At 37.5% G+C, this 23,125-nt stretch carries 18 protein-coding genes; 17 read left to right on the forward strand and 1 reads right to left on the reverse strand.

Annotated elements, in window-relative coordinates; all coding sequences use genetic code 11:
• Positions 1–203 precede the first annotated feature (203 nt).
• From AB3H90_RS07335 to AB3H90_RS07400, 14 genes are all read left to right on the forward strand, one after another.
• Positions 204–1,208: an ABC transporter ATP-binding protein gene (locus AB3H90_RS07335; RefSeq protein WP_010736807.1), complete on the forward strand. Its 1,005-nt coding sequence runs from the start codon at positions 204–206 to the stop codon at positions 1,206–1,208.
• The gene (locus AB3H90_RS07340) at positions 1,209–2,153 is read left to right on the forward strand and encodes an ABC transporter ATP-binding protein (protein ID WP_010720418.1); all 945 of its coding nucleotides are present in this window, start codon (positions 1,209–1,211) and stop codon (positions 2,151–2,153) included.
• A complete protein-coding gene (opp4B, locus tag AB3H90_RS07345; RefSeq protein ID WP_010720417.1) occupies positions 2,153–3,115 on the forward strand; it encodes an oligopeptide ABC transporter permease in 963 nt (320 codons plus the stop codon). Before AB3H90_RS07340 ends, opp4B begins: the two co-directional genes overlap by 1 nt.
• A 27-nt stretch (positions 3,116–3,142) precedes the next feature.
• The gene (locus tag AB3H90_RS07350; RefSeq protein ID WP_010720416.1) at positions 3,143–4,057 is read left to right on the forward strand and encodes an ABC transporter permease; all 915 of its coding nucleotides are present in this window, start codon (positions 3,143–3,145) and stop codon (positions 4,055–4,057) included.
• Positions 4,058–4,084: 27 nt separating this feature from the next.
• The gene (locus AB3H90_RS07355) at positions 4,085–5,863 is read left to right on the forward strand and encodes an oligopeptide ABC transporter substrate-binding protein (protein ID WP_368016474.1); all 1,779 of its coding nucleotides are present in this window, start codon (positions 4,085–4,087) and stop codon (positions 5,861–5,863) included.
• A gap of 291 nt (positions 5,864–6,154) precedes the next feature.
• Positions 6,155–6,841, forward strand: coding sequence for a ribonuclease III (gene rnc, locus AB3H90_RS07360; RefSeq protein ID WP_010720414.1), 687 nt, complete (start codon positions 6,155–6,157; stop codon positions 6,839–6,841).
• A 21-nt stretch (positions 6,842–6,862) separates the two neighbouring features.
• On the forward strand, positions 6,863–10,441 hold the full coding sequence (smc, locus tag AB3H90_RS07365) for a chromosome segregation protein SMC (protein ID WP_368016475.1): 3,579 nt from the start codon (positions 6,863–6,865) through the stop codon (positions 10,439–10,441).
• Positions 10,442–10,449: 8 nt separating this feature from the next.
• Positions 10,450–11,259, forward strand: a complete 810-nt coding sequence (locus AB3H90_RS07370; RefSeq protein WP_368016476.1) for a Cof-type HAD-IIB family hydrolase — start codon at positions 10,450–10,452, stop codon at positions 11,257–11,259.
• A gap of 10 nt (positions 11,260–11,269) precedes the next feature.
• Entirely contained in the window at positions 11,270–12,271 is a 1,002-nt protein-coding gene (gene ftsY, locus AB3H90_RS07375; protein WP_010720411.1) for a signal recognition particle-docking protein FtsY, read from the forward strand.
• A gap of 261 nt (positions 12,272–12,532) precedes the next feature.
• Positions 12,533–14,812 carry a bifunctional glutamate--cysteine ligase GshA/glutathione synthetase GshB gene (gene gshAB / locus AB3H90_RS07380; protein WP_368016478.1) on the forward strand — a complete coding sequence of 760 codons (2,280 nt, stop codon included), beginning with the start codon at positions 12,533–12,535 and terminating at the stop codon, positions 14,810–14,812.
• Positions 14,813–15,121: 309 nt separating this feature from the next.
• Positions 15,122–15,835 carry a hypothetical protein gene (locus tag AB3H90_RS07385; protein ID WP_368016479.1) on the forward strand — a complete coding sequence of 238 codons (714 nt, stop codon included), beginning with the start codon at positions 15,122–15,124 and terminating at the stop codon, positions 15,833–15,835.
• Between the two features lie 109 nt (positions 15,836–15,944).
• Positions 15,945–16,943 carry a DUF3324 domain-containing protein gene (locus tag AB3H90_RS07390; RefSeq protein WP_368016480.1) on the forward strand — a complete coding sequence of 333 codons (999 nt, stop codon included), beginning with the start codon at positions 15,945–15,947 and terminating at the stop codon, positions 16,941–16,943.
• Between the two features lie 95 nt (positions 16,944–17,038).
• Complete coding sequence (locus AB3H90_RS07395) at positions 17,039–17,245, forward strand: hypothetical protein (RefSeq protein ID WP_094940671.1); 207 nt, start codon at positions 17,039–17,041, stop codon at positions 17,243–17,245.
• A 20-nt stretch (positions 17,246–17,265) separates the two neighbouring features.
• Positions 17,266–19,641 carry a BspA family leucine-rich repeat surface protein gene (locus AB3H90_RS07400; RefSeq protein ID WP_368016481.1) on the forward strand — a complete coding sequence of 792 codons (2,376 nt, stop codon included), beginning with the start codon at positions 17,266–17,268 and terminating at the stop codon, positions 19,639–19,641.
• Positions 19,642–19,860: 219 nt separating this feature from the next.
• On the opposite strand, the gene AB3H90_RS07405 is transcribed toward AB3H90_RS07400, so the two are convergent.
• On the reverse strand, positions 19,861–20,307 hold the full coding sequence (locus AB3H90_RS07405; RefSeq protein WP_010720405.1) for a YueI family protein: 447 nt from the start codon (positions 20,305–20,307) through the stop codon (positions 19,861–19,863).
• 145 nt (positions 20,308–20,452) lie between these two features.
• Here AB3H90_RS07405 and AB3H90_RS07410 point away from each other — a divergent pair, with 145 nt between their 5' ends.
• Genes AB3H90_RS07410 through AB3H90_RS07420 form a run of 3 tightly spaced genes read left to right on the forward strand, consistent with a single transcriptional unit; the run spans position 20,453 to position 23,104 of the window.
• Complete coding sequence (locus AB3H90_RS07410; RefSeq protein WP_368016482.1) at positions 20,453–21,403, forward strand: ABC transporter permease; 951 nt, start codon at positions 20,453–20,455, stop codon at positions 21,401–21,403.
• On the forward strand, positions 21,396–22,352 hold the full coding sequence (locus tag AB3H90_RS07415) for an iron chelate uptake ABC transporter family permease subunit (protein ID WP_368016483.1): 957 nt from the start codon (positions 21,396–21,398) through the stop codon (positions 22,350–22,352). The genes AB3H90_RS07410 and AB3H90_RS07415 overlap by 8 nt, the downstream gene beginning before the upstream one ends.
• Positions 22,349–23,104 (forward strand): ABC transporter ATP-binding protein, encoded by a 756-nt coding sequence (locus AB3H90_RS07420; protein WP_096709751.1) that lies wholly within the window; start codon positions 22,349–22,351, stop codon positions 23,102–23,104. Before AB3H90_RS07415 ends, AB3H90_RS07420 begins: the two co-directional genes overlap by 4 nt.
• Positions 23,105–23,125 lie beyond the last annotated feature (21 nt).

A 23,125-nucleotide genomic window follows, 5' to 3' on the forward strand; every position in this document is an offset into this window, starting at 1 on the left:
TTTATCTTTATTTTAAATAGATTTTTCTGACAATTCTGGCAACTGACTGAAATTTTCTTGCATTGTAGAGGGGTTTTATATATAATTATTAATAATATATTGCACTATCCTTAGAATAACGCTTATTATAAAACGTTTTATTCTGTGGGATATCATTTTTTATTAAGAAAACTTCCAACCAGGGAGCAGAGAGGGGTATTCGATTGTCAGATAATCAACTATTAGATGTTCAGAACCTACATACAGGCTTCCGTCTTAAAGATGAGTATTACGATGCAGTAGATGACGTTTCTTTTACATTAGATAAAAACGAGATCTTAGCAATCGTTGGAGAATCTGGTTGCGGGAAAAGTACATTAGCGACTACTATTATGGGGTTACTTGATCCAAACAACACAAAGATCACAGGCGAAATTTTATATAATGATTTAAACTTGATTGAATTGAATGAAACTTTGTATAACAAAATCCGCGGGAATGATATTGGGATGATTTTCCAAGATCCGTTATCTGCGTTAAACCCTTTGATGCGTATTGAAGATCAAATTAAGGAAGGGTTATCTTATCATACCAAAATGAACGCTGAACAACGGCAAGCTCGTGCCTTGGAATTGTTGGAGCAAGTTGGGATTCCTAATCCTGCCAGAGTCGGACGACAATATCCTCATGAATTATCTGGGGGGATGAGACAGCGGGTAATCATCGCCATTGCGATTGCGTGTAAGCCACCGATTGTTATTGCAGATGAGCCAACGACAGCGCTAGATGTAACGATTCAAGCGCAAATTCTTGATTTATTAAAAGACTTACAAGAAGAAACCAAAACAGGAATCATTCTGATCACGCATGACTTAGGTGTTGTGGCAGAAATGGCTGATCGGGTAGCGGTAATGTATGGCGGTCAATTTGTTGAAGTAGCTGGGGTCAAAGAACTTTTTGAAAATCCTAAACACCCTTATACCCGTTCATTGTTGAACTCTATTCCTCAAGAGGGGAACCATGAAGCTGAGCTCCATGTGATTGAAGGCGTTGTTCCTTCTTTGAAAAATATGCCACGAACTGGTTGTCGTTTTGCTCCTCGGATTCCTTGGATTCCAGCCAGTGATCACGAAGAAAACCCTGTCCTTCATGAAATTGCTCCGAATCATTTGGTTCGTTGCTCTTGCTACAAACATTTCCACTTTAGAGACGAAAAAGGAGAGGTGTAGATGACAGAATTAATTACAATCAGCGATTTGAAAGTACACTATCCTATTCGTAGTGGATTCTTTAATCGAGTAACGGATCATGTATATGCAGTAGATGGTGTCGACTTCATTATTGAAAAAGGAAAAACGTATGGCTTAGTCGGAGAATCTGGTTCTGGTAAATCAACGACAGGGAAAGCAGTCGTTGGATTAGAAAAAGTGACTTCAGGACAAATCATTTATGAAGGTAAAGATGTCACTAAAAAAAGTAACCGACAAAAAATTGGCTATAACAAAGATGTTCAAATGATCTTCCAAGACTCAATGTCCAGCTTGAATCCTAAAAAGCGAGTATTGGATATTATTGCAGAACCGATCCGTAACTTTGAACGTTTGAGTGATCAAGAGGAAAAGAAAAAAGTGAAAAATCTACTGGATATCGTAGGGATGCCGGAAGATGCGCTGTATAAATATCCACATGAGTTTTCAGGTGGACAGCGTCAACGTTTAGGGGTTGCACGTGCAGTTGCGACAAACCCAAAACTCATCGTAGCAGATGAACCAGTTTCTGCATTGGATTTATCCGTTCAGGCGCAAGTATTAAATTTCATGAAACGAATCCAACAAGAATTTGGTTTAAGTTATTTATTTATTTCTCATGACTTGGGAGTCGTGAAACATATGTGTGATAATATCGCAATTATGTATAAAGGTCGATTCGTTGAAATTGGTACACGAGAAGATATTTATAATGATCCACGTCATATCTATACGAAACGTTTACTGTCTGCTATCCCTCGGATTGATGTCGAAAATCGGGAGTTACACAAAGAGAATCGACGAAGAGTGGAACGTGAGTACATCCAAAATCAAAAGGAGTACTACGATGCAACTGGTCGAGTGTACGATCTCCGTACGATCACACCGACGCATAAAGTAGCGTTGAAAGATGGAGGTGCTAGCTAATGTGGAAAACGATATTACGACGTGTATTATTAATGATCCCACAAGTTATTATTCTTAGTATTTTGATCTTTATGTTGGCAAAAGCGATGCCTGGAGATCCTTTTACCGGGTTGATCAACCCCAACCAAGATCCAGCAGTCATCGAGCAAATGAGACAGGCAGCTGGTTTGAATGATCCTTGGTATGTCCAGTATTTCCGATGGATCGGGAATGCGTTACAAGGAGACTTCGGTCAAAGTTTCTTATACAAACGTTCAGTTTCTGATTTGATTGGTGAGCGTATCGTCAATACTCTTTACTTGTCGATCTTAACAGTTATCATTACTTATTTGATTGCTGTACCACTAGGTATGTTGGCGGGAAGATACCAAAACTCATTTTTGGATAAAGCTGTTGTAATCTACAATTTCTTTAGTTTTGCTGTTCCGTTATTTATCTTTGGATTGATTATGTTATTTGTATTTGGTTATCGTCTAGGTTGGTTCCCAACCAGCGGCTCCCAGACGTTAGGAATCCAAGGGGGCTTTTTCACCCAGTTGATTGATCGCATGAAATACATCATTTTACCATCGATCACGCAAGCCTTTTTAGCTACAGCTGTAACGATCCAGTATTTACGTAGCGAAGTCATTGATTCAAAATCTTTAGACTTTGTGCGAACTGCCCGTTCAAAAGGGGTACCAACCAATAAAGTATTTAGTCGTCATATTTTCCGAAACGCGGCATTGCCGATGGCTTCACAAATGGGTTATGAAATTACTTCCTTGATTGCTGGTTCAGTAGTTATTGAAAAGATTTTTGGCTATCCAGGAGTCGGTAAATTGTTTATTGATTCGATCGGACAACGTGACTATACAGTTATTACCTCCTTAGTATTGATTTTAGGAATTGCGACGTTGATCGGAACCTTGCTTTCAGATATCATCATGAGCATTGTTGATCCACGTATCCGTATCCAATAAAATTCAATCAGAAAGGAGAAAAGACAAATGAGTGATAAAAAGAAAGACGTTGTGCAAGAAAGTATCCCGCCAATGGGGTTACGAATGATTGCCCGTGAATTTAAAAAAGATAAAATCGCCATTTTTTCATTAGGCTTACTCGTTATTTTATTGTTAGTTATCTTTATCGGTGCGTTATTTACAGACCAAGATAAAGTAATGTATGTCAGCATCTTTGATAAATATGCAGCTCCAGGTGCTATCTCTACCGAGGGGACAAAATTTATTTTAGGAGCAGATGAAGGTGGTCGGGATGTTTTAGGACAACTGATTATCGGTGCAAGAAACTCCGTCACCATTGGTTTTGCAATCACAGTCATCACTTCGATTATCGGGGTTGGACTAGGGATCATTTCTGGGTTTTATGGGGGGATCATCGATAACATTTTGATGCGTATCGTTGACTTCATTATGATTTTACCGATTATGTTGATTATTATCGTATTTGTATCGATTATCTCTAGATATAATGTTTGGTCGTTCATCTTCATTATGAGTGCATTTTATTGGGTTGCTAAAGCTCGATTATTCAGAAGTAAAACTTTATCAGAAGCAAGGCGTGATTATGTGAGTGCTTCAAAAACAATGGGAACAAGTGATTTTAAAATCATGTTCCGTGAAATCATGCCTAACTTAAGTTCATTGATCATTACCAACTTAACGATGAACTTTGCAGCAAATATTGGGATCGAGACCACTTTGACTTTCTTAGGGTTTGGCTTACCAGCAAATGTTCCTAGTTTAGGAACGCTAATCGGTTATGCCAGCAACGGTGAGGTTTTAGTGAATCGACAATGGATCTGGTTACCTGCGTCAATTCTAATTTTAGTATTGATGTTGAGTATAAACTATGTTGGACAAGCGTTTAAGCGTTCTGCCGATGCACGCCAACGATTAGGATAAAGAAGAAAGCAAAGGGGGAAATAAGGAATGAAGAAATCAATTTTAGGCGTTGTTACACTTTTTTCAGTAATGGCATTAGCTGCTTGTGGAAGCGGCGGAGGTTCTAACTCTTCTGGGAGTTCAGCAAATAACGGTGAGAAGAAGGAATTAACATTTCCAATCTCAACGAAAAATGATAAAGATGCAATAAAAGATGGCGAATTGGAGGCTGCAGTAGCAACCGATAGTCAATTCAAAGGATTGTTCCAATGGGAATTTTATCAAGATTCTTACGATGCAGCATTTATGGCACCTTCTCATGAAGCACTATTTACAAATGATGCGGACTTCAAGATCACAAATGATGGTGCAGCGAGTTTAGATTTAGACCAAGAGACGAAAAAAGCAACGATCAAAGTAAAAGACAATGTAAAATGGTCAGATGGTAAAGATGTAACCGCAGATGACGTGATTTTCCCTTATGAAATTATCGGTAACAAGGATTATACAGGTATCCGTTATGATGATAACTTCCGAAACATCGTTGGGATGGAAGAATACCATAGCGGTAGCGCTCCGACAATCTCAGGTATCAAAAAAGTGGACAATAAGACAGTTGAAATCGAATATAAAAAAGTGGAACCAAGTATGCTTCAATCAGGTGGTGGGATTTGGGCATATGCAGCTCCAAAACACACACTTGAAGGTGTAGCAATCAAAGACATGGAATCAAGTGATCAAGTACGTAAAAATCCAGTGACTTTTGGTCCATATTACATGAGTAATATCGTTGCAGGAGAATCAGTAGAGTATCTACCAAATGAATATTACTGGAATGGCAAACCACAATTGAAAAAAATCACGATGAAATCATTGCCGATTGCTAGTGCAACAGAAGCTTTGAACTCAAAACTTTATGACATGATTTTCCAAATGCCTACAGATACGTATGACACATATAAAGATGTCTCAGGTTACACAAACTTAGGACGTGAACAAACATCATACACTTACTTAGGCTTCAAATTAGGTAAATGGAATGCTGAAAAGAGCAGTGTTGAATACGATCCAAATTCTAAAATGGCAGATAAATCATTGCGACAAGCAATGGGTTATGCATTAGATAACGATGCAGTAGGGGAACGTTTCTATGCAGGGTTAAGAAGCAATGCTACTTCATTGATTCCTCCTGTATTTGAATCATTTCACGATGCCGATCTAAAAGGATTTACGCAAGATATCGATAAAGCAAACAAATTATTGGATGATGCTGGCTATAAAGATGTAGATGGTGATGGGTTACGTGAAGATAAAGACGGAAATAAATTAACGATCAACTTTGCTTCAATGTCAGGTGGCGAAACAGCGCAACCATTATCTGATTACTATGTGCAACAATGGAAAAAAATCGGCTTAGATGTGAAATACACGACTGGACGTTTAATCGAATTTAACTCATTCTACGATAAATTAGAAAATGACGATCCTGAAATTGATGTATATCAAGCAGCTTGGAGTACAGGAACTGATCCAAATCCAAACGGACTATGGGGACCAAATGCAGCATTCAACTACACTCGTTTTGAATCAGAAGAAAATACGAAATTGATCAATGATATCAATTCAAGTGAAGCATTTGATGCAGATTACCAAAAAGAAGCATATAAAAAATGGCAAGCATATGCATTTGAAGAAGCTTTCGCAATTCCAACATTGTTCCGTAATGAAGTACTACCAGTGAGCGATCGTACTAAAGATTGGGATTGGTCATATGATGCACCAAATCCATGGGCGAAAGTAACGGTAACAGCAGAATCACGTTCTTAAAATAAGGACATACATGCCGTTTAGCGAAAGTAATGAATGAATCTGGCAATGAGAAAGACCTCCCAAACACGGAAACGGTTTGGGAGGTCTTTTCGTATAGCTGGCAACTTTTGAATACTATTTATCAAATCAATCAAATGATCAGCTAATAAATTCTTTAATCGAAAAAATCATTGGATCCTTGAGGTTTATTAAACCTTTACTTACCTTTTGTCGGAACCATTTCAAATTTAGACAAAAACCAGTATAATAAGGAAGTATTGAAAAAATATCCATAAAGGAATGTGAAAAATGGACAATCAGCTGACAAATGAATTAAAAGAAAAGTATACTATCGTTTTTCACGATCTCAATCTACTTGAACAAGCTTTTACCCATTCATCCTATGTGAATGAGCATCGCAACCTTCAACTATCAGATAACGAACGATTAGAATTTTTAGGAGATGCCGTATTAGAATTAATGGTTTCAGAATATTTATATCGTTTATATCCAGATATCCCAGAAGGGAAACTAACAAAGACACGTGCAGCGATCGTTCGTGAAGATAGTTTATCCAAGTTTGCCAAAGAATGTGGATTTGATAAATATATCATGTTAGGTAAAGGAGAAGAAAATTCTGGGGGAAGAACCAGACCAGCTCTTCTTTGTGACTTATTTGAAGCCTTTCTAGGTGCTTTGTACCTTGATCAAGGGTTTGAAGCAGCCCATGCCTTTCTTCAAACAGTTGTCTTTCCAAAAGTCAAAGCAGGTGCTTTTTCACATGAGATGGATCATAAAACGAAGTTGCAAGAAGTGTTGCAAAAATCAGGTGATGTATTTATTGAATACCGATTAATAAAAGAGGAAGGTCCGGCACATGAACGGATTTTTTGGATCGAAGTCTATGTAGATGACAAGTTGATTGGGACTGGGCAAGGAAAATCGAAAAAACTAGCAGAACAAGCTGCTGCAGAAAATGCACTGGCAGCACTGTAAAAGTAAGTGAGGGAACGCTTCGTGTATTTAAAACGAATTGAAATAGCTGGATTTAAATCCTTTGCAGATAAAACAGTGATTGATTTTGAAAATAGTGTGACAGCCGTCGTTGGACCAAATGGGAGTGGCAAAAGTAATATCACTGAAGCAATCCGCTGGGTTTTAGGCGAGCAATCTGCTAAGAGCCTTCGAGGTGGGAAAATGCCCGATATTATTTTCGCTGGTTCAGACTCTCGTAAGCCTTTGAATGTGGCAGAAGTTACAGTACTTTTGGATAATACCGATCATTATTTACCATTGGATTATCAAGAAATCAGCGTGACTCGTCGCTATCGACGAACAGGCGAAAGTGATTTTTTTATCAATAAACAACCTTGTCGATTGAAAGACATCCAAGAACTGTTCTTAGATTCAGGTTTAGGAAAAGAATCGTTTTCGATCATTTCACAAGGGAAAGTAGAAGCAATTTTTAGTAGTAAGCCAGAAGACCGTCGGGGAATATTTGAAGAAGCAGCAGGTGTATTAAAATATAAACAACGCAAGAAAAAAGCGGAACAAAAGTTATTTGAAACAGAAGATAATCTTAGTCGAGTGCAAGACATTATTTACGAGTTGCAAGAGCAATTAACACCTCTAGCTGAGCAAAGTGAAATCGCTAAGAAATTTTTGCAGTTAAAAGAAGAATTAACCCAAACGGATATAGCGTTGATGATTACAGAGATCAACGTAGCGAAAAAAGAGTGGGAAGAAAAACAAACTCAGCTGACACAATTCAATCAAGAGCTGACAAAATTAGCGACACATATCCAATCGCAAGAAGCCGTACTATCAGAAAAAAGAAAGCAAAACGCCAAAAAAGACCGTCAAATTGAAAAAGGTCAACAAAGTCTGTTGGCATTGTCTGAAAGATTAAAACAAGCAGAAGGGCAAAAAGATGTCTTAATAGAGCGGACAAAGCATACACAAAAGAGTACGCAAGAATATCAGGCTTCTTTGGCCGAGGCGCAAAAGAAAGTAGCGCATTTTGAGGAACTTCAGGAAAAATTGACAAAAGAAACAACTGAAAAAGAAACAGAAATCCAAGAAGCACAACAACAGTTGATGAAGACACAACAAGAATTGGAAAAATATCAAAAATCAACGAAGGAATTATTATCTGAATTACGAGATCAATATGTTGATTTGATGCAAGAACAAGCGAATGTCGGAAATGAATTGAAATATCTTGAACGTCAATATTTACAAGAAACGTCCAAAAGTAAACAAACATTAGCGAAGCAATCAGAAGTAGAAGCCTCTGTCTTGGCGTTATCCTCTCAAAAACAGGAACTATCTGAAAAACAAGCAAATCTTCAACAAGCTTTAGTTAAGAACCAACATGAGTTGGAAGAAGTTCAAACAAAAGGGAAAACAGTACAAACTAAATTAACCAATGAACAACCTAAAATGTACCAATTGATGAACCAAGTCCAACAATTAAAGGCACGCCAAAAAAGTTTACAAGAAATCCAAGAAAACTATTTTGGTTTTTACCAGGGCGTTCGGTTAGTTTTACAACATAAACAACAATTATCTGGTATCGTAGGTGCAGTCGCTGAGTTGATTGATGTACCTAGCTCTTTTACCCTTGCAATCGAAACAGCTCTAGGTGGAGCAGCGCAACACGTCATTGTTGAAAACGAACACGATGCACGTCAAGCAATCACTTATTTGAAAAAGCAAAGAGGGGGTAGAGCGACCTTTTTACCGTTAACAACGATTAAACCTAGACAGTTACCTGCGCACGTTCTTTCGCAAGCAGCAGCGGTAGATGGGTTTTTAGGTATCGCAAGTGAACAGGTGACATTCCCTGCAGAAATTCAAACCGTGGTCCACAATTTATTGGGAACGATCTTATTAGCGAAGGATCTAACTAGTGCCAATGCTATTGCTCAGACCATACGATACCAATACCGAGTAGTGTCTCTGGAAGGAGACGTGATGAATGCTGGTGGTTCCATGACGGGTGGAGCAAATAAACGGGGGAATCAAGGCAGTCTCTTCTCTCAAAATCAAGAATTGAAACAGCTGACAGCTGAATATGAACAAGCAGATCAGCAGTTGCAAAATCAAGAAAAAATTGTTCAAGAACTACAAACCAAAGTCACTGACTTGAGCCAAAAACAAGAAAAGTTGCGTACGCAAAATGAACAATTGCGGTTTGAAGAGCAGGAAATAACGAATCAACTGCAAAATATCACGAATGACTTAGCACGCTTTGAAAAAGAAAAGCAACTCTCAAACTTTGAAACGAGAGAATTGCAACAATTCATCGAAACATATCAAAAACAACAAGCAGAGTTAACGGCAAGACAAAAGGAAATCGAACAACAACGACAACAAATCGATGAAGAGATCAAATCACTGAACCAAGAAAGTGATCAAATGGAAGAAAAACGATCACAAGTCCAAGCACGAAAAGCACAGGAACAAGCAGATTTAGCTGTCTTGAAAGAGCAATTCAATCATTTACAGATCCAATTACGTGGAGCACGTGTTCAAAAAAATGAAGCACTTGAACGTCAGACAAGTTTAGAGCAACAATTAGCAACATTGACTGCAGATTTTTCTGATCATGAAATCACTGAAGAAAGTTTAGCGAGCCAAATCACGGAACTTGCGCAACAGCGTGAAGAACTGCAAGTAGAACTAGTGGCAGTGAAGGAACAACGAGAACGTACGCAAAAAGAAATCGATCAGCTTGAAACAGTACTTGCTGAAAAAAACCAACAACAAAAGCAACAGCTAACAGAACAATCGAAACTGGAAGTGCAAAAAGACCGTGCAGAAATGTTGTTGGATCATCAGCTGAGCTATTTGCAAACGGAATACCAAATCAGCTTTGAAAAAGCTGTCACTGATTACCAGCCAACTTCCGATATTGTAAGTAGTCGCACGAAAGTAGCAGTCTTAAAAGAGCAGATCGCAGACCTTGGACCAGTGAATATCCGTTCGATTGAGCAATTTGAGCAAGTGAATGAACGACATACGTTTTTAGCCACACAACGTGATGATTTGTTATCTGCAAAGAACCAATTGTTTGAAACAATGGAAGAAATGGATGCTGAAGTACGGGCTCGCTTTAAAGAAGTCTTTGAAGCAATCAGGCAAGAGTTTAAAGTAGTCTTTCCTAATATGTTTGGTGGTGGTCGCGCAGAATTGGTATTGACTGACCCATCGGATCTATTAAAAACAGGGATCGAAATCGAAGTGCAACCACCAGGCAAGAAATTACAAAGTCTGAGCTTGCTTTCTGGAGGGGAAAGAGCATTAACTGCTATCGCCTTGCTGTTTTCAATCATCCGAGTTTGTCCTGTTCCATTTTGTATTTTAGACGAAGTAGAAGCTGCGTTAGATGAAGCAAATGTGAAAAGATTTGGACGTTATTTAAGTGATTTCCAAGATGACACTCAATTCATCGTGGTCACACACCGAAAAGGTACCATGGTAGCTGCCGATGTTTTATATGGAGTAACCATGCAAGAATCAGGTGTTTCAAAAATTGTGTCTGTCCGTATGGAAGATATCAATGAAGAAGGAAAAATGGAAACGAAGGTGTAAGGAAATAAATGATTAAATTAATTGCGATCGACTTAGACGGTACATTATTGAATGAAGAAAAACAAATTTCAGATGAGAATAAGCAAGCTTTAGCGAAAGCAAAAGAAAAAGGTGTTAAGATCGTTTTATGTACTGGTCGTCCCTTAGCAGCAATGGCTCATTATTTGCAAGAGTTAGGATTAGTGGACGAAGGGGATTATAGCATCACCTTCAATGGTGGTCTTGTTCAAAAAAACGATACAGGAGAAATTATTGAGAAAAAAGTGATGGAAGTTGCTGATATCCATCGTTTATATGATCTTGCGCAAAAATTGGCATTGCCCTTAGATATATTATCAGATCATGTGGTTTTACAATTACCGACTGCACCAGGGAAAAAATCTTTATACAACACATTAAATAAATTATTGCAGTTTCAACCGGCAAATTTAGCAGATCTGACAGACGAGTTTGTGTTGAATAAAGCAGTTATTGCCTATCCGCAAGCGGAATTAGATCCTAAGACCAAAGAAATACCAGCCGAATTTCATGAACGTTATGAAATCATCAAGACCCGCAGTATGCTTTTAGAATTTATGCCAAAAGGTGTGACAAAAGCTTATGGTATTTCTTTACTAGCAAAAGATTTAGGTTTAGAACCAGCTGAGATCATGGCAATTGGGGATGAAGAAAACGATTTGCCGATGATTGAATACGCTGGAATGGGTGTTGCCATGGCAAATGCCGTCCCATTTGTTAAAGAAGCAGCGAATTATGTTACGTCAAGTAACTTAGAACATGGTGTAGCCAAAGTTATCGAAAAATTTGTTTTAGATTAGGGGGGATCGTATGGGCTTTTTTGATAAAATCAAGCGTGCTTTTACTGGTGAACAACAAGAACCAGAAGAAGTCGAAGTACAAGAGAAATATGATAAAGGGTTAGAAAAAACCAGAAAAACATTTGGCGAACGAATGAATGAATTGTTTGCTAATTTTCGGACAGTAGACGAAGATTTTTTTGAAGAATTAGAAGAAACACTGATTGGTGCGGATGTTGGGTTTGATACGGCTATTCAGATTTCTGAAGCGTTGCGTCAAGAAGTAAAACTGAGAAACGCAAAGAAACCAGCTGAGATCCAAAATGCAATCATTGAAAAATTAGTGGATTTATATGAACAAGAAGGAATCAACGAAGTTAATGAATTAAATCTACAAGAAGAAGGATTAACAGTTATTTTGTTTGTCGGGGTAAACGGTGTTGGAAAAACAACCAGTATCGGAAAACTAGCCCACCAATACAAAAATGAAGGAAAAAAAGTGCTGCTGGCAGCAGCCGATACTTTCCGAGCAGGTGCGATTGACCAATTAGTGGTTTGGGGCGAACGTGCTGGTGTCGAAGTGGTTCGGGGAAATGCTGGTGGCGACCCAGCAGCAGTTGTGTATGATGCGATGGAACGTGCGAAAAGTGAACAGGCAGATGTGTTGTTAGTAGATACAGCTGGACGTTTACAAAACAAAGTCAACTTGATGAATGAGTTGGAAAAAATCAAACGTGTCATTCAACGAGAATTACCAGATGCACCTCACGAAACATTACTTGTACTAGATGCGACTACTGGTCAAAATGCAATGGTACAAGCAAAACAATTTAAAGAAACAACTGATGTCACTGGGCTCGTTTTAACCAAACTAGATGGTACAGCCAAAGGTGGGATCGTGTTAGCCATCCGTAATGAACTTCACTTACCAGTGAAATTGGTAGGGCTTGGCGAAGGAATCGATGATCTTGAACCATTTGAACCTAATGATTTTGTTATTGGTTTATTTAAAGGATTGTTGAAAGAAGAGTAAGCAGTTATTCTTTTTATCAGCAAGAAGAGCATTTAGCTAAAAAATTGAATCTTTTTAGCTAGATGCTTTTTCTTATAGAAAGGTAACGGTAATTCTACATATAATGATGGTATTAGTAAGGTATGGGAGTGAACCAACCCAACCGACGAAGTAAGCGTACATAAAATTGGACAGGCTTTTTTTATATTTTGAAACAATTTCATTCTTTTTCTGGCTATTTTTTACTATAATTAGAGGCATACGAACTGGAGGATAATCAACATGAATTTTAAACAATTACTAAAACATCCTAGTTCACGTCCATTTATCGATCAAGCACGTTTTGGTGTGGAACGAGAAGGACAGCGAGTGAACCTTACAGGAGATCTAACACGTACTGATCATCCAAGTGTTTTTGGCGATCGTACGTTTCATCCATATATACAGACAGACTTTAGTGAAACACAAATTGAATTAATTACACCAGTCACCGATTCGATCCATGAGCTTTTCCAATATATGTCAGCCATTTATGATGTTGCTGCTCGCTCAATTCCTGAAAATGAAATGATCTGGCCTTTAAGTATGCCACCAGCATTGCCAGCAAAAGATGAAGACATCATGATTGCAAAATTAGCAAATTTTGAAGATGTGTTATATCGCCGCTATTTAGCTAAAGAATATGGGAAAAGAAAGCAAATGGTTAGTGGTATCCATTTTAATTTTGAATTTGGAGATGATTTGCTTCGATCGTTGTTTGTGCAACAAACAGAGTTTTCGGAGTTTGCTGCTTTTAAAACAGAGCTATATTTGAAAACTGCGCGCAATTTTCTGCGCTATCGGTGGTTGATTACCTATTTTTATGGGGCATCACCATTAAGTGAAGCAAACTATTTCATTGATAAACCAGCTCCTAATGAGCCAGTTCGAAGTATTCGGAATAGTTCGTATGGTTATACGAATCATCCAAATGTCAAAGTTTCGTATGCTTCAATGGAGCAATATTTGTTCGACATTGAAAAGATGGTTGAAGAAGGAAAACTATCAGAAGAAAAAGAATTTTATACGCCACTGCGTTTTCGTGGTGGTAAACGGGTAGCAGATTTAGCTAAAACGGGTGTGCGTTATATCGAATTAAGAAATATCGATTTAAATCCCAATGCACGTTTAGGAATTGATCAAGAACAAGTTCGTTTCTTACAGTTATTTTTAACTTATATGTTATGGACGGAAGAAAAAGAAGCAGCTGATCAATGGGTAGAAGAAGGAACTAGAAAAAATGAAATCGTCTCTCTTGAACATCCTCTAAATCAAACCGAGTTTATCGAGGAAGGCCGTGATCTTTTAACTGATATGAAGAAGATGGCGCTCGAACTTGAGCAACTAGAGGCACTACCATTGATTGAAAAAATGTTAGAAGAACTGGAACGTCCAAGTGAAACACTAGCAGGAACAATCTATCAAGCAGCAAAAGAAAGTAGTCAACATCAGTTTGCTACCTCTTTGGGTCTTTCTTACTATCAAAAAGCGCATGAACGTCCGTATCAACTCGCAGGATTTAGAGAGATGGAGTTGTCTACGCAAATCTTGTTATTTGATGCGATCCAAAAAGGTATTGAAGTGAAAGTGATTGACGAATCGGATCAATTTTTGCGGTTACAGCATCACGATCATATTGAGTACGTGAAAAATGCAAATATGACAAGTAAAGATAGCTATATCGTTCCCTTGATCATGGAAAATAAAACGGTCACTAAAAAAGTCTTGAGAGAAGCCGGCTATCGTGTGCCAAACGGAGCCGAGTTTACGACAATGGAGGAAGCAGTCAAAGCCTATCCAAGATTCGCAAACAAAGCATTTGTCATTAAACCTAAATCAACGAACTATGGACTAGGCATCACGATTTTTAAAGATGGTGCTGATTTACAGGACTATCAAGCAGGACTTGCGATTGCCTTTAGCGAAGATCGTTCGATTTTAGTAGAAGAATTTATGCCAGGCACGGAATATCGCTTCTTTGTGATTGATGGCAAAGTCAAAGCAATCATGCTTCGTAAACCTGCGAATGTCGTCGGAGATGGACAACGTACAGTTGCTGAATTGGTTGCTGAAAAGAATCTTGATCCTTTAAGAGGCACAAATCATCGAGCACCTTTAGAGCTAATTCAATTAGGAGAATTAGAGCAACTGATGTTAAAAGAACAAGGGCTTACCATTTCTTCTGTTCCCCAGAAAGATCAGGTTGTTTATCTACGAGAAAATTCTAATATTAGTACAGGTGGCGATTCGATTGATGTCACAGACGAATTTTCTGAAAGTTATAAGCAGATAGCTGTTTCTGCAGTTGAAGCTTTAGGCGCAAAAATTAGTGGAATCGATTTGATTATTCCGGACAAAGAGGTAGCACCGGAAAACAGCGCTACTGCTTATGGGATTATCGAAGCTAACTTCAATCCAGCGATGCATATGCACGTGTACCCATTTGCAGGTAAAGGGAGAAGATTGACTTTAGACGTGTTGCATTTATTGTATCCTGAACTTAATATCCTGACTCAAAATTAATCACATTATGGCAAAACTCACTAGTTAAAAATATCCCATAGAATCCAGAAAATAAGGGTGTTATTTTCGGATTTTATGGTTTTTTTTATGCATCGGGTTGCTAAGTACACGATTTATTTTTAAAAGTCATGTACAAATGATCACCCTGTTTACTACTTTTACTGCTCAGTCTCTTAGATTTTTTTGAAAACAAGTATGAAATCAAAAAAAACGAACAAAAACTGAATCTAGTTTAATGATACGCTTTTTTTGTTCAATCAGGACAGTATAAAAATACCCGATGTTTGAAAAAGAAAGTGAGTGAAATAAATGAAAAAAAGTACTTTTTTAATCAGCACTGGCTTGCTGGCTTCTTTTTTATTAATTAATAATCCAAGGGTATACGCAGCAAGCACAACTATGACTCCGAGTCCAGCAACAGCTGAAACACCTATCAGTGCGCCACTTGAATTACCAACGAATGGTGGGAGTAATCCAACGCCACCAAGTAATACGAAAGATCCTGCCAGCTCATCTGATCCAGGGAATAAATCAAATAATCCTACGGTTGCCTTTGGGATTGCTTATGAACCAGGTACTTTTACAATCCCGTCAACAAAATTATTGGAAACTGGCTCTCAGACGATCCCTGTGACCATGCCGCAAAATTCTGGCACATTTGATGTCGGGGTCAAAGACAAAACTCGGGAAACTATGGGATGGTCTTTAAAAGCACAAGTTGTTTGGGATAATGGAGAAAAAGGAATGTCGATTCAAACTGCCCATACTGGAACTAATGCGAAGGTCAATACTGGAAATGGTCAGTTAGTGGACGCTCCAGCTGGTTCAGTTACTGCTGTGCCTAATGTTGAGATTACATCAGATGCTCAAGTTTTATTGATGTCAGGAACACAGGGATTTGTGCATAATGACACCTATGATTATGGATTAGGACAAGTGTCTCTTAAAATAGCAAATACAAAAACTACGCCAGCAGGGACACATACAGGACATGTCGAATGGAATCTATCGGTTGCTCCATAATTACCTTAAGAAGGGAAAGGACTTACTCTTTTCCTTTTTTTGATTATTGGCAGACCAAGCTTTTGATCAAAGAGCTGCTGATAATCAAAAAAAGGAAGGAAGAACGGTATTGTTAAAAAAAGTGCAATCAATCATCTTATTTCTTATGTTTATGTTTATTGGTACGTTGGATGTTCAAGCAGAAGAAATAATGGGAGGCTATACGATCGAACGTATTCCCAATGTGCATCAAATTGATACTAATTTAGGCTATTTTTATCTATGTGAGCAACCAGGTACACAAGATCAATTGGGTGTTAAATTGATCAATAGTTCAAATCAGGAGAAACGATTAACGATTAAAGTTACAAACGCAAATACCAATGTGAATGGTTTGTTAGATTATACAGGTACGATGAAAGACAACAAAGATTTGAAATTACCATTGACTTCGATCGTCAAAGCGACACAGTCAGAAGTCAAAGTACCAGCAAAGAGTGAAGTAAAGACCTCTCTTACGGTTACATTACCCAAAGAAAAATTTCCCGGTGTGGTCGTCGGAGGAATCGTGGTTTCTGAGAAAGCTGAAAAAACACCAAAAGACCAGAAAAAAGAAGTATCAATCGAAAATACGTATAACTACACATTAGGAGTAGTTTTAACCAACAATGCAAAAACCAAAATGAATCAACCTATTTCTGTTACTTTAGAAAAAGTCGCTCCGATTTTATCAAATGGAAGAAAAATCATTCAAGCAGATATTTTAAATCCTAACCCTTATATATTTGATCAAGCAACTGTTGCAGGTAAAATTCTTGAAAAAAATACAGATAAAGTCATCAAAGAGCAACAAAAAACAAATGTAAATATTGCACCTTATTCAGTCTATCCTTTTCAATTTGATTGGAAAAAGGATGAACTAAAGGCAGGGACATATGTTTTTACTGGTTCAGTTAAGGCAGGTGGCAAGGAATGGTTATTTAGCAAAGAATTTACGATCAATCCAACAACGGCTAATGATATCAATGAACAGTCGCTTTATCACGTTGTTGTTCCTCAATGGCTCCAAATTAGTTGGATCATTCTCTTTTTTCGTTTATATCCATTTTTAGAAAAAATAGGAGTATGAATGATTTACTTTATGAACAGAAATAACATACTTTCAAAGGAGGAATCAAATAAGTATAAGTCTTATATTTATTTGATTGGAAGGAGTGGACAATTATGTATACGATACCGATTTTTATTATTTCAACGGGTATTCTCTTCATGGGCGCAGCCATTTACCTATTTTTAATGAATTATAAAAGAGTGATTATAGGAGAAGAAAATAAAACGATTCTTTATCTTAATACACTAATTCTTGTGACTTCAATTAGTTTAATCTTATTAGGCGTTGGATACTTTTTCGTTGTGGCGAAACAATTATAAGTGAAGAGGAGCTGACTGATTTGAGAAAAATAAAATATGTTTCGATCATGATGATTTTGTTAGGAAATATGGTTTATTATGGACAATCAGGCTTTGCGGATAGCCAAACAGCGACTACCGTTGAAAACAACGACTTGAAGCAAGTAGTAGAATCGCCAACAGCAGGAAGTCATGAGGGAGTCTATCAACACATCAACTATCGATTGAATAATTCAGAACTAACACTGTCAGGATTGTCAGACAATACCCAAGTCCCAGCCATCGTGATTAATTCTTCATTTTTAGATGCTATTCAACCAAATATAAAAAAACTAATCTTATCTCCACAATTTTTGAGAGATATCAACAAAAATGAAGTGCATTCTTTGACGGTGTCTGCTGATCTCCCTTTCACCCCTTGCATTGCTAGTGATCATGGGAATAGTGTCAATCTGACTCAAGTATTTTCTGGAAACCAAACACTCAAAAATGTTGATTTTGGGCTGACTGATTTTAGTCAGGTGGCTAATACAAGTGAGATGTTTAAAAACTGTACTCAATTACAGTCTGTAAAGATCAACAAAGTTGATGCGACTAATCTATCAGGTATGTTTATGAATTGTCCGAATTTAACACAAGTGAAAATCTTAGAAAATGAAATGCCAGAAGATTTGAGTGATATGTTTAATGATTGTCCACAGTTAACAAAAATTGAGGGAATCAACAATTGGAAGACAACCATGATTAAAAGTGTCAAAGGATTCGTCACTAATTGTCACGCATTAAAAAATTTAGATTTAAGTCATTGGCCTGTTTCATTACAGAATCAATTGCAAGAACAAAATGAACATTCTATTGAGGGGAGTTATGTAGCGATGCCCCCTGTAGATCAAATAACTTCCTCTGTTACAGCAGCAACCGGTACTGTATCGGAATGGCAATATCAGTTGACGCCACAAAAGGATCGTTATCTTTTAACGAAATACATTGGAAAGAGCCAAGAAATCGTTGTGCCTACAGTAATCAATGGAAAGCCGACTATTTTGAACAATATCAACACTGCAGTTTTCCCTAATTATAAATCGATTACCAGTTTTAAAATTGCTTCGGGGAATAAAGTACCAATTCAAACGACAGATTTAAGATATGCTTTTCAATTTTGGTCGAATTTAAAGGAAGTAGATTTGACGGGATTGGATGTTAGTACAGTGACAAACACAGGAGCGATGTTTGCTAATGATCCTCTTTTAACTAAAGCGAATCTGAGTGGTTGGGATACTTCCCATATTACAGATATGAATTATATGTTCAATGCAGATCGAAATTTACAAGAATTAGAATTAGCAAATTGGGATGTTCGTCAAGTGATGAATATGAATTATATGTTTGCCTATTTGTCTAGTTTAAAAAAATTAGATTTGAGCTCTTTTCAAACAGAGAAAGCAAAGTTTATGAATAGCATGTTTTTTGGCATGAATGAGTTAAATTTATTAGATTTAAGACAATTTGATCTGACGAATGTCACTGATACTACTAATATGTTTACTACAGGCAACAAGACTCCACTATTAGTTATTGCCAAAGATAATAAACTATTAAACTACAATTATCTTTCTAATAATCGGATAATTGCTGGTCCTACTTTTGATGCCAACGGGGGGACGTTTGAAGATAATAGTATAACAAAACACTATTTCCAATCTGTTGCGGTTTATCCTACCGATCCTAAACTACAAATGGCAACACTTGATCAATTCAAAGCTACTCTAGTCGCTGAGAAACCAAATAGCATTTTTATCGGCTGGAACATAAAAGAAGGGGGCAGTGGAAATCAGGTGACAGACTTACTCAATACGACTTATCAAGCCATCTGGTCACCATTACCAGAAATGCCATCTCCTTCAGACAATATGAGACCGGGAACAACAAGTTCATTTGGACTTTCTTATATCCCTAAGAAATTTAGCTTTCTTGAAACACCATTAAAAGAATCAGGAGAGCAATATATTCCATTTATTAAACAAACTTCTTTTGATGTCGGTGTATGTGATGAGAGTCAAACTAATAATAGTTGGTCACTACAAGCGCAACTTGTTTGGGATAGCGCTCAGGAGATTCCAACAAGCTCGATCGTCCTAACTAACCAAGGTATCGTGAAGAAAAATATCAATGATGGAAATGCGCCATTTAATCCTAGTACGGACTTGGTTGATTGTGGTAGTGAAGTCCAAGGTACTATTTCACCAGAAATAAAAACGGATAGCCCAACCGTTATAATGAAAGCTACTCAAGCAATTCATACCTCTGTCTATAATTATGATTTAGGAAATGTCTCGCTCAAAATCACTGATGCAAAGGTAGCACAACCCGGAAATTATACGGGGCACGTTGAATCGAATTTAGTTAATGCCCCTTAAAATTGATTGAATAGTTATGAAGATCAAAAGAAATTAGCTATGGGATAACATAGGTGAAAGATTTTTTACTGAATGAGGTATGTTGTAGATTGAAAATAGTGTTCAACGCCAACAAAAGAGAAGATACTTAAATTGCTTGTCAATTTTAGTATCTTCTCTTTTTTAGAGATTGTTTTGAGTATCATGCCTTTTATGGGAAATATGACAGTCAGCATAAGCTTAAAATAGTCGTTCCCAAAAGCTTTTTTTCTTCGGCTGTTCTTTTGGAGAAAGAGACTCTTGTTTGGGATATTTCTTTTCTACATCAATGACTGGCTCGTTGACCGCTTCTTTAGCAGCGACTAATAAACCAAAGCTATTGGGATCATCAGATACATAATCATTAACGATCGTAAAGCGTACATTTTGTTTGGTAGCAAGTTGGATATATTGATTCTGGATCGTTAAAGGTAGCGAGCCATTCAGAAGAACCGTAACATCGGGTTGTTTTTCGATTTCTTTGAGAAAGTTTTCTTTGTTTATAGGATCTTTCATCTCAGCTACAGTCATACTTAAATAGCAACGTTCACGGAATGTCCCCATATATTTATGTTGTTCCTCTGGATTAACTAATGGTGTACCATACATCCCCTTATCTAAGTGGCTCTGTACATCATCTTTTGACATCAAAATATCCTCCTTTTCATTGTATAGCTAATAAAAGTATAACATACAAACAATTGAAGTTTGAAAGGAAAAAAAGCGGTTGCTTTTGTTCATCTGTTCACTTAGAATAAGAATGAGAATCATTATCAATTACAGGAGGGGTTTGATGCGCTACGGTTGGCTCATAGGGTTGTTAGGTTTACTGACTATCAGCTCATTATTTATTGGTGTCTCAACGATTCAAGTAATTGATTTGCTTCAATTCAAAGGACAAAGCACGCAATTGTTTCTTGCCACTCGTCTGCCACGAACGGTTTGCCTGATCCTTGCAGGAGCAACTAGCAGTATTTGTGGCTTGATCATGCAACATTTGACGCAAAATAAATTTGTTTCGCCTACCACAGCTGGAACGATGAATAGTGCAAGATTGGGTATTTTAGTGGTGATGCTTTTTTTACCAAATGCACCGTTGCTTTTACGTTCATTTACCGCTTTTTTGTTTGCTTTTGGTGGGACACTTTTATTTCTTTTTTTGGCACAAACGTTACCTCAAAAGAATCAACTGATGTTACCATTGATCGGTGTCATGTTAGGTAATATCATCGGCTCCATTGCCACTTTTTTTGCTTATCAATTTCAATTGATCCAAAATATGTCTTCTTGGTTACAGGGGAATTTTGCCACGATTATACGTGGAAATTATGAATTGCTTTATGTAACCGTTCCATTATTAATCGTTATTTCTTTCTTTGCTTATCGATTTACGATTGTTGGATTGGGGGAGTCATTTGCGGTCAATTTAGGGATTGACTATAAAAAAATGCAGTTACTAGGGATCGGTCTCGTTTCTTTAGCTAGTGCGATTGTTTTGATTATGGTGGGAAGTATTCCATTTTTAGGGGTAATCATTCCAAATATCACAGCCCGTTTATATGGAGATCAAGTACATAAAACAATTGGTATTACTGCATTGTTGGGAAGTGTTTTCTTACTTTTTTGTGATATCGTTGCTCGCTTGGTGATCTACCCTTACGAAATCCCAGTAAGTGTGATCGTGGGGATCTTCGGGGCAATTATTTTTCTCTATCTGTTGGTTAGGAGGAAAAAATATGCTTAAAAAAAGGGGCGTATTCATTGGACTGTTGCTTCTTGTCCTCTTAGTGATTATGAGCTATTTAACGATCAACACTTATGGAAATTGGCAATTTGCTTGGGCCTTACGGAGTAAAAAAATCGTTGCTTTTTTACTTGTTGCGTTAGCCACCAGTAGTGCCACGATCAGTTTTCAGACAATTACCCAAAATCAGTTTCTGACACCCTCAGTATTAGGACTAGATTCTCTCTATGTCTTAGTTCAAACGGTCCTTTTCTTTGTCGTTGGGGGTGTGACCATGCTTCAGCAAACAGGGATTGGCTTTTTTTTGACAAATATTGCGTTAATGGTAGGTCTGAGTCAATTACTCTTTTTCTTTTTACTGAAGAGAGGGCAAACGAACTTGTTTTTGCTTTTGATGACTGGTGTCATCTTAGGGACTTTATTCAGCAGCATTAGTACATTTCTACAAGTGGTGATGGACCCAAACGAATATGATTTATTACAAGGGAAATTATTTGCTAGTTTTGGGAACATCCCTAGCCATTATCTAGTACCAGCAACTATATTGATTAGTGGTACATGGCTCTTTTTGTTTTATAAAAGTCGTTATTTAGACGTTTTTCATCTAGGGCAAGAGCAGGCAATCAATTTAGGAATCGATACAGAGCGATTTCAATTTTTAATCCTGTGCGGTGTCAGTCTTTTAACAGGGACAGCAACGGCATTAGTAGGACCATTAACTTTTTTAGGTTTTATTGTAGCGAATGTTAGTTATCGATTATTTGCGACTTATCGGCATCGAGAGTTGTTTTTAGGTAGTTTTTTGGTTGCGTTACTGTTTTTGATGGGGGGACAACTGCTGGTTGAACAAATTTTTAAATGGAATACCACTGTCAGTGTCATCGTAGAATTTTCAGGAGGACTGTACTTTATGATCAAACTGATTCGAGAAAGGAAGACAATTGGATGATCGATTTAAAAAAGGTCAATAAAAGTTACCATGACAAACGGGTAGTCAAAGACGTCGATGTATCAATCCATGAACAAAGATTAACGGCTTTTATTGGTCCCAATGGTGCTGGTAAATCAACGGTTTTATCCATGATTAGTCGTTTGATTGCGAAAGATACTGGGGAAATCTATCTTGATCATAACGAAGTGAAAGCCTGGCGATCAAAAGAATTAGCTCAAAAATTAGCCATTTTACGCCAATCAAATGGCATTAGTATGCAAATCACAGTGGAAGAACTGGTAGAATTTGGGCGCTTTCCTTATACGAAAGGCAAGTTGACTACAAAAGATCAACTAATCGTGGCGGAATCTTTGCAGCACTTAGGTTTAACCTCCTTAAAAAACCAGATGATTCATACGCTTTCGGGTGGGCAATTACAACGAGCTTATATAGCGATGGTGTTAGCCCAAGATACCGATTATATCTTACTTGATGAACCGTTAAATAATTTGGATATGAATTTTGCTGTTCAGATCATGCAAATTTTACAACACTTAGTTCGAGATTTAGGGAAAACGATCATTATTGTGCTTCATGATATCAATTTTGCAGCAAGCTATGCGGATGAGATCATTGCCATGAAAAATGGGGAACTGTTTATTCAAGGAGCCACCAATGAAATTATCCAAAAGAACATCTTAGATGAATTATATGAAATGGACATTCGAGTTTGCGAGATTGAAGGACGCAGATTCTGTCTTTATTTTTAAAATAGCAGAAGGAGAATCGGA

This window comes from Enterococcus sp. C63 (assembly GCF_040887215.1).
Taxonomy (GTDB): Bacteria; Bacillota; Bacilli; order Lactobacillales; family Enterococcaceae; genus Enterococcus_B; species Enterococcus_B hirae.

Excerpts from the sequence above, each read along its gene's own strand:
- AB3H90_RS07340 (WP_010720418.1), top strand. The coding sequence starts at position 1,209 with ATGACAGAATTAATTACAATCAGCGATTTGAAAGTACACTATCCTATT.
- opp4B (WP_010720417.1), top strand. The coding sequence starts at position 2,153 with ATGTGGAAAACGATATTACGACGTGTATTATTAATGATCCCACAAGTT.
- AB3H90_RS07350 (WP_010720416.1), top strand. The coding sequence starts at position 3,143 with ATGAGTGATAAAAAGAAAGACGTTGTGCAAGAAAGTATCCCGCCAATG.
- AB3H90_RS07355 (WP_368016474.1), top strand. The coding sequence starts at position 4,085 with ATGAAGAAATCAATTTTAGGCGTTGTTACACTTTTTTCAGTAATGGCA.
- rnc (WP_010720414.1), top strand. The coding sequence starts at position 6,155 with ATGGACAATCAGCTGACAAATGAATTAAAAGAAAAGTATACTATCGTT.
- AB3H90_RS07370 (WP_368016476.1), top strand. The coding sequence starts at position 10,450 with ATGATTAAATTAATTGCGATCGACTTAGACGGTACATTATTGAATGAA.
- ftsY (WP_010720411.1), top strand. The coding sequence starts at position 11,270 with ATGGGCTTTTTTGATAAAATCAAGCGTGCTTTTACTGGTGAACAACAA.
- gshAB (WP_368016478.1), top strand. The coding sequence starts at position 12,533 with ATGAATTTTAAACAATTACTAAAACATCCTAGTTCACGTCCATTTATC.
- AB3H90_RS07385 (WP_368016479.1), top strand. The coding sequence starts at position 15,122 with ATGAAAAAAAGTACTTTTTTAATCAGCACTGGCTTGCTGGCTTCTTTT.
- AB3H90_RS07395 (WP_094940671.1), top strand. The coding sequence starts at position 17,039 with ATGTATACGATACCGATTTTTATTATTTCAACGGGTATTCTCTTCATG.
- AB3H90_RS07405 (WP_010720405.1), bottom strand. The coding sequence starts at position 20,307 with ATGTCAAAAGATGATGTACAGAGCCACTTAGATAAGGGGATGTATGGT.
- AB3H90_RS07410 (WP_368016482.1), top strand. The coding sequence starts at position 20,453 with ATGCGCTACGGTTGGCTCATAGGGTTGTTAGGTTTACTGACTATCAGC.
- AB3H90_RS07415 (WP_368016483.1), top strand. The coding sequence starts at position 21,396 with ATGCTTAAAAAAAGGGGCGTATTCATTGGACTGTTGCTTCTTGTCCTC.
- AB3H90_RS07420 (WP_096709751.1), top strand. The coding sequence starts at position 22,349 with ATGATCGATTTAAAAAAGGTCAATAAAAGTTACCATGACAAACGGGTA.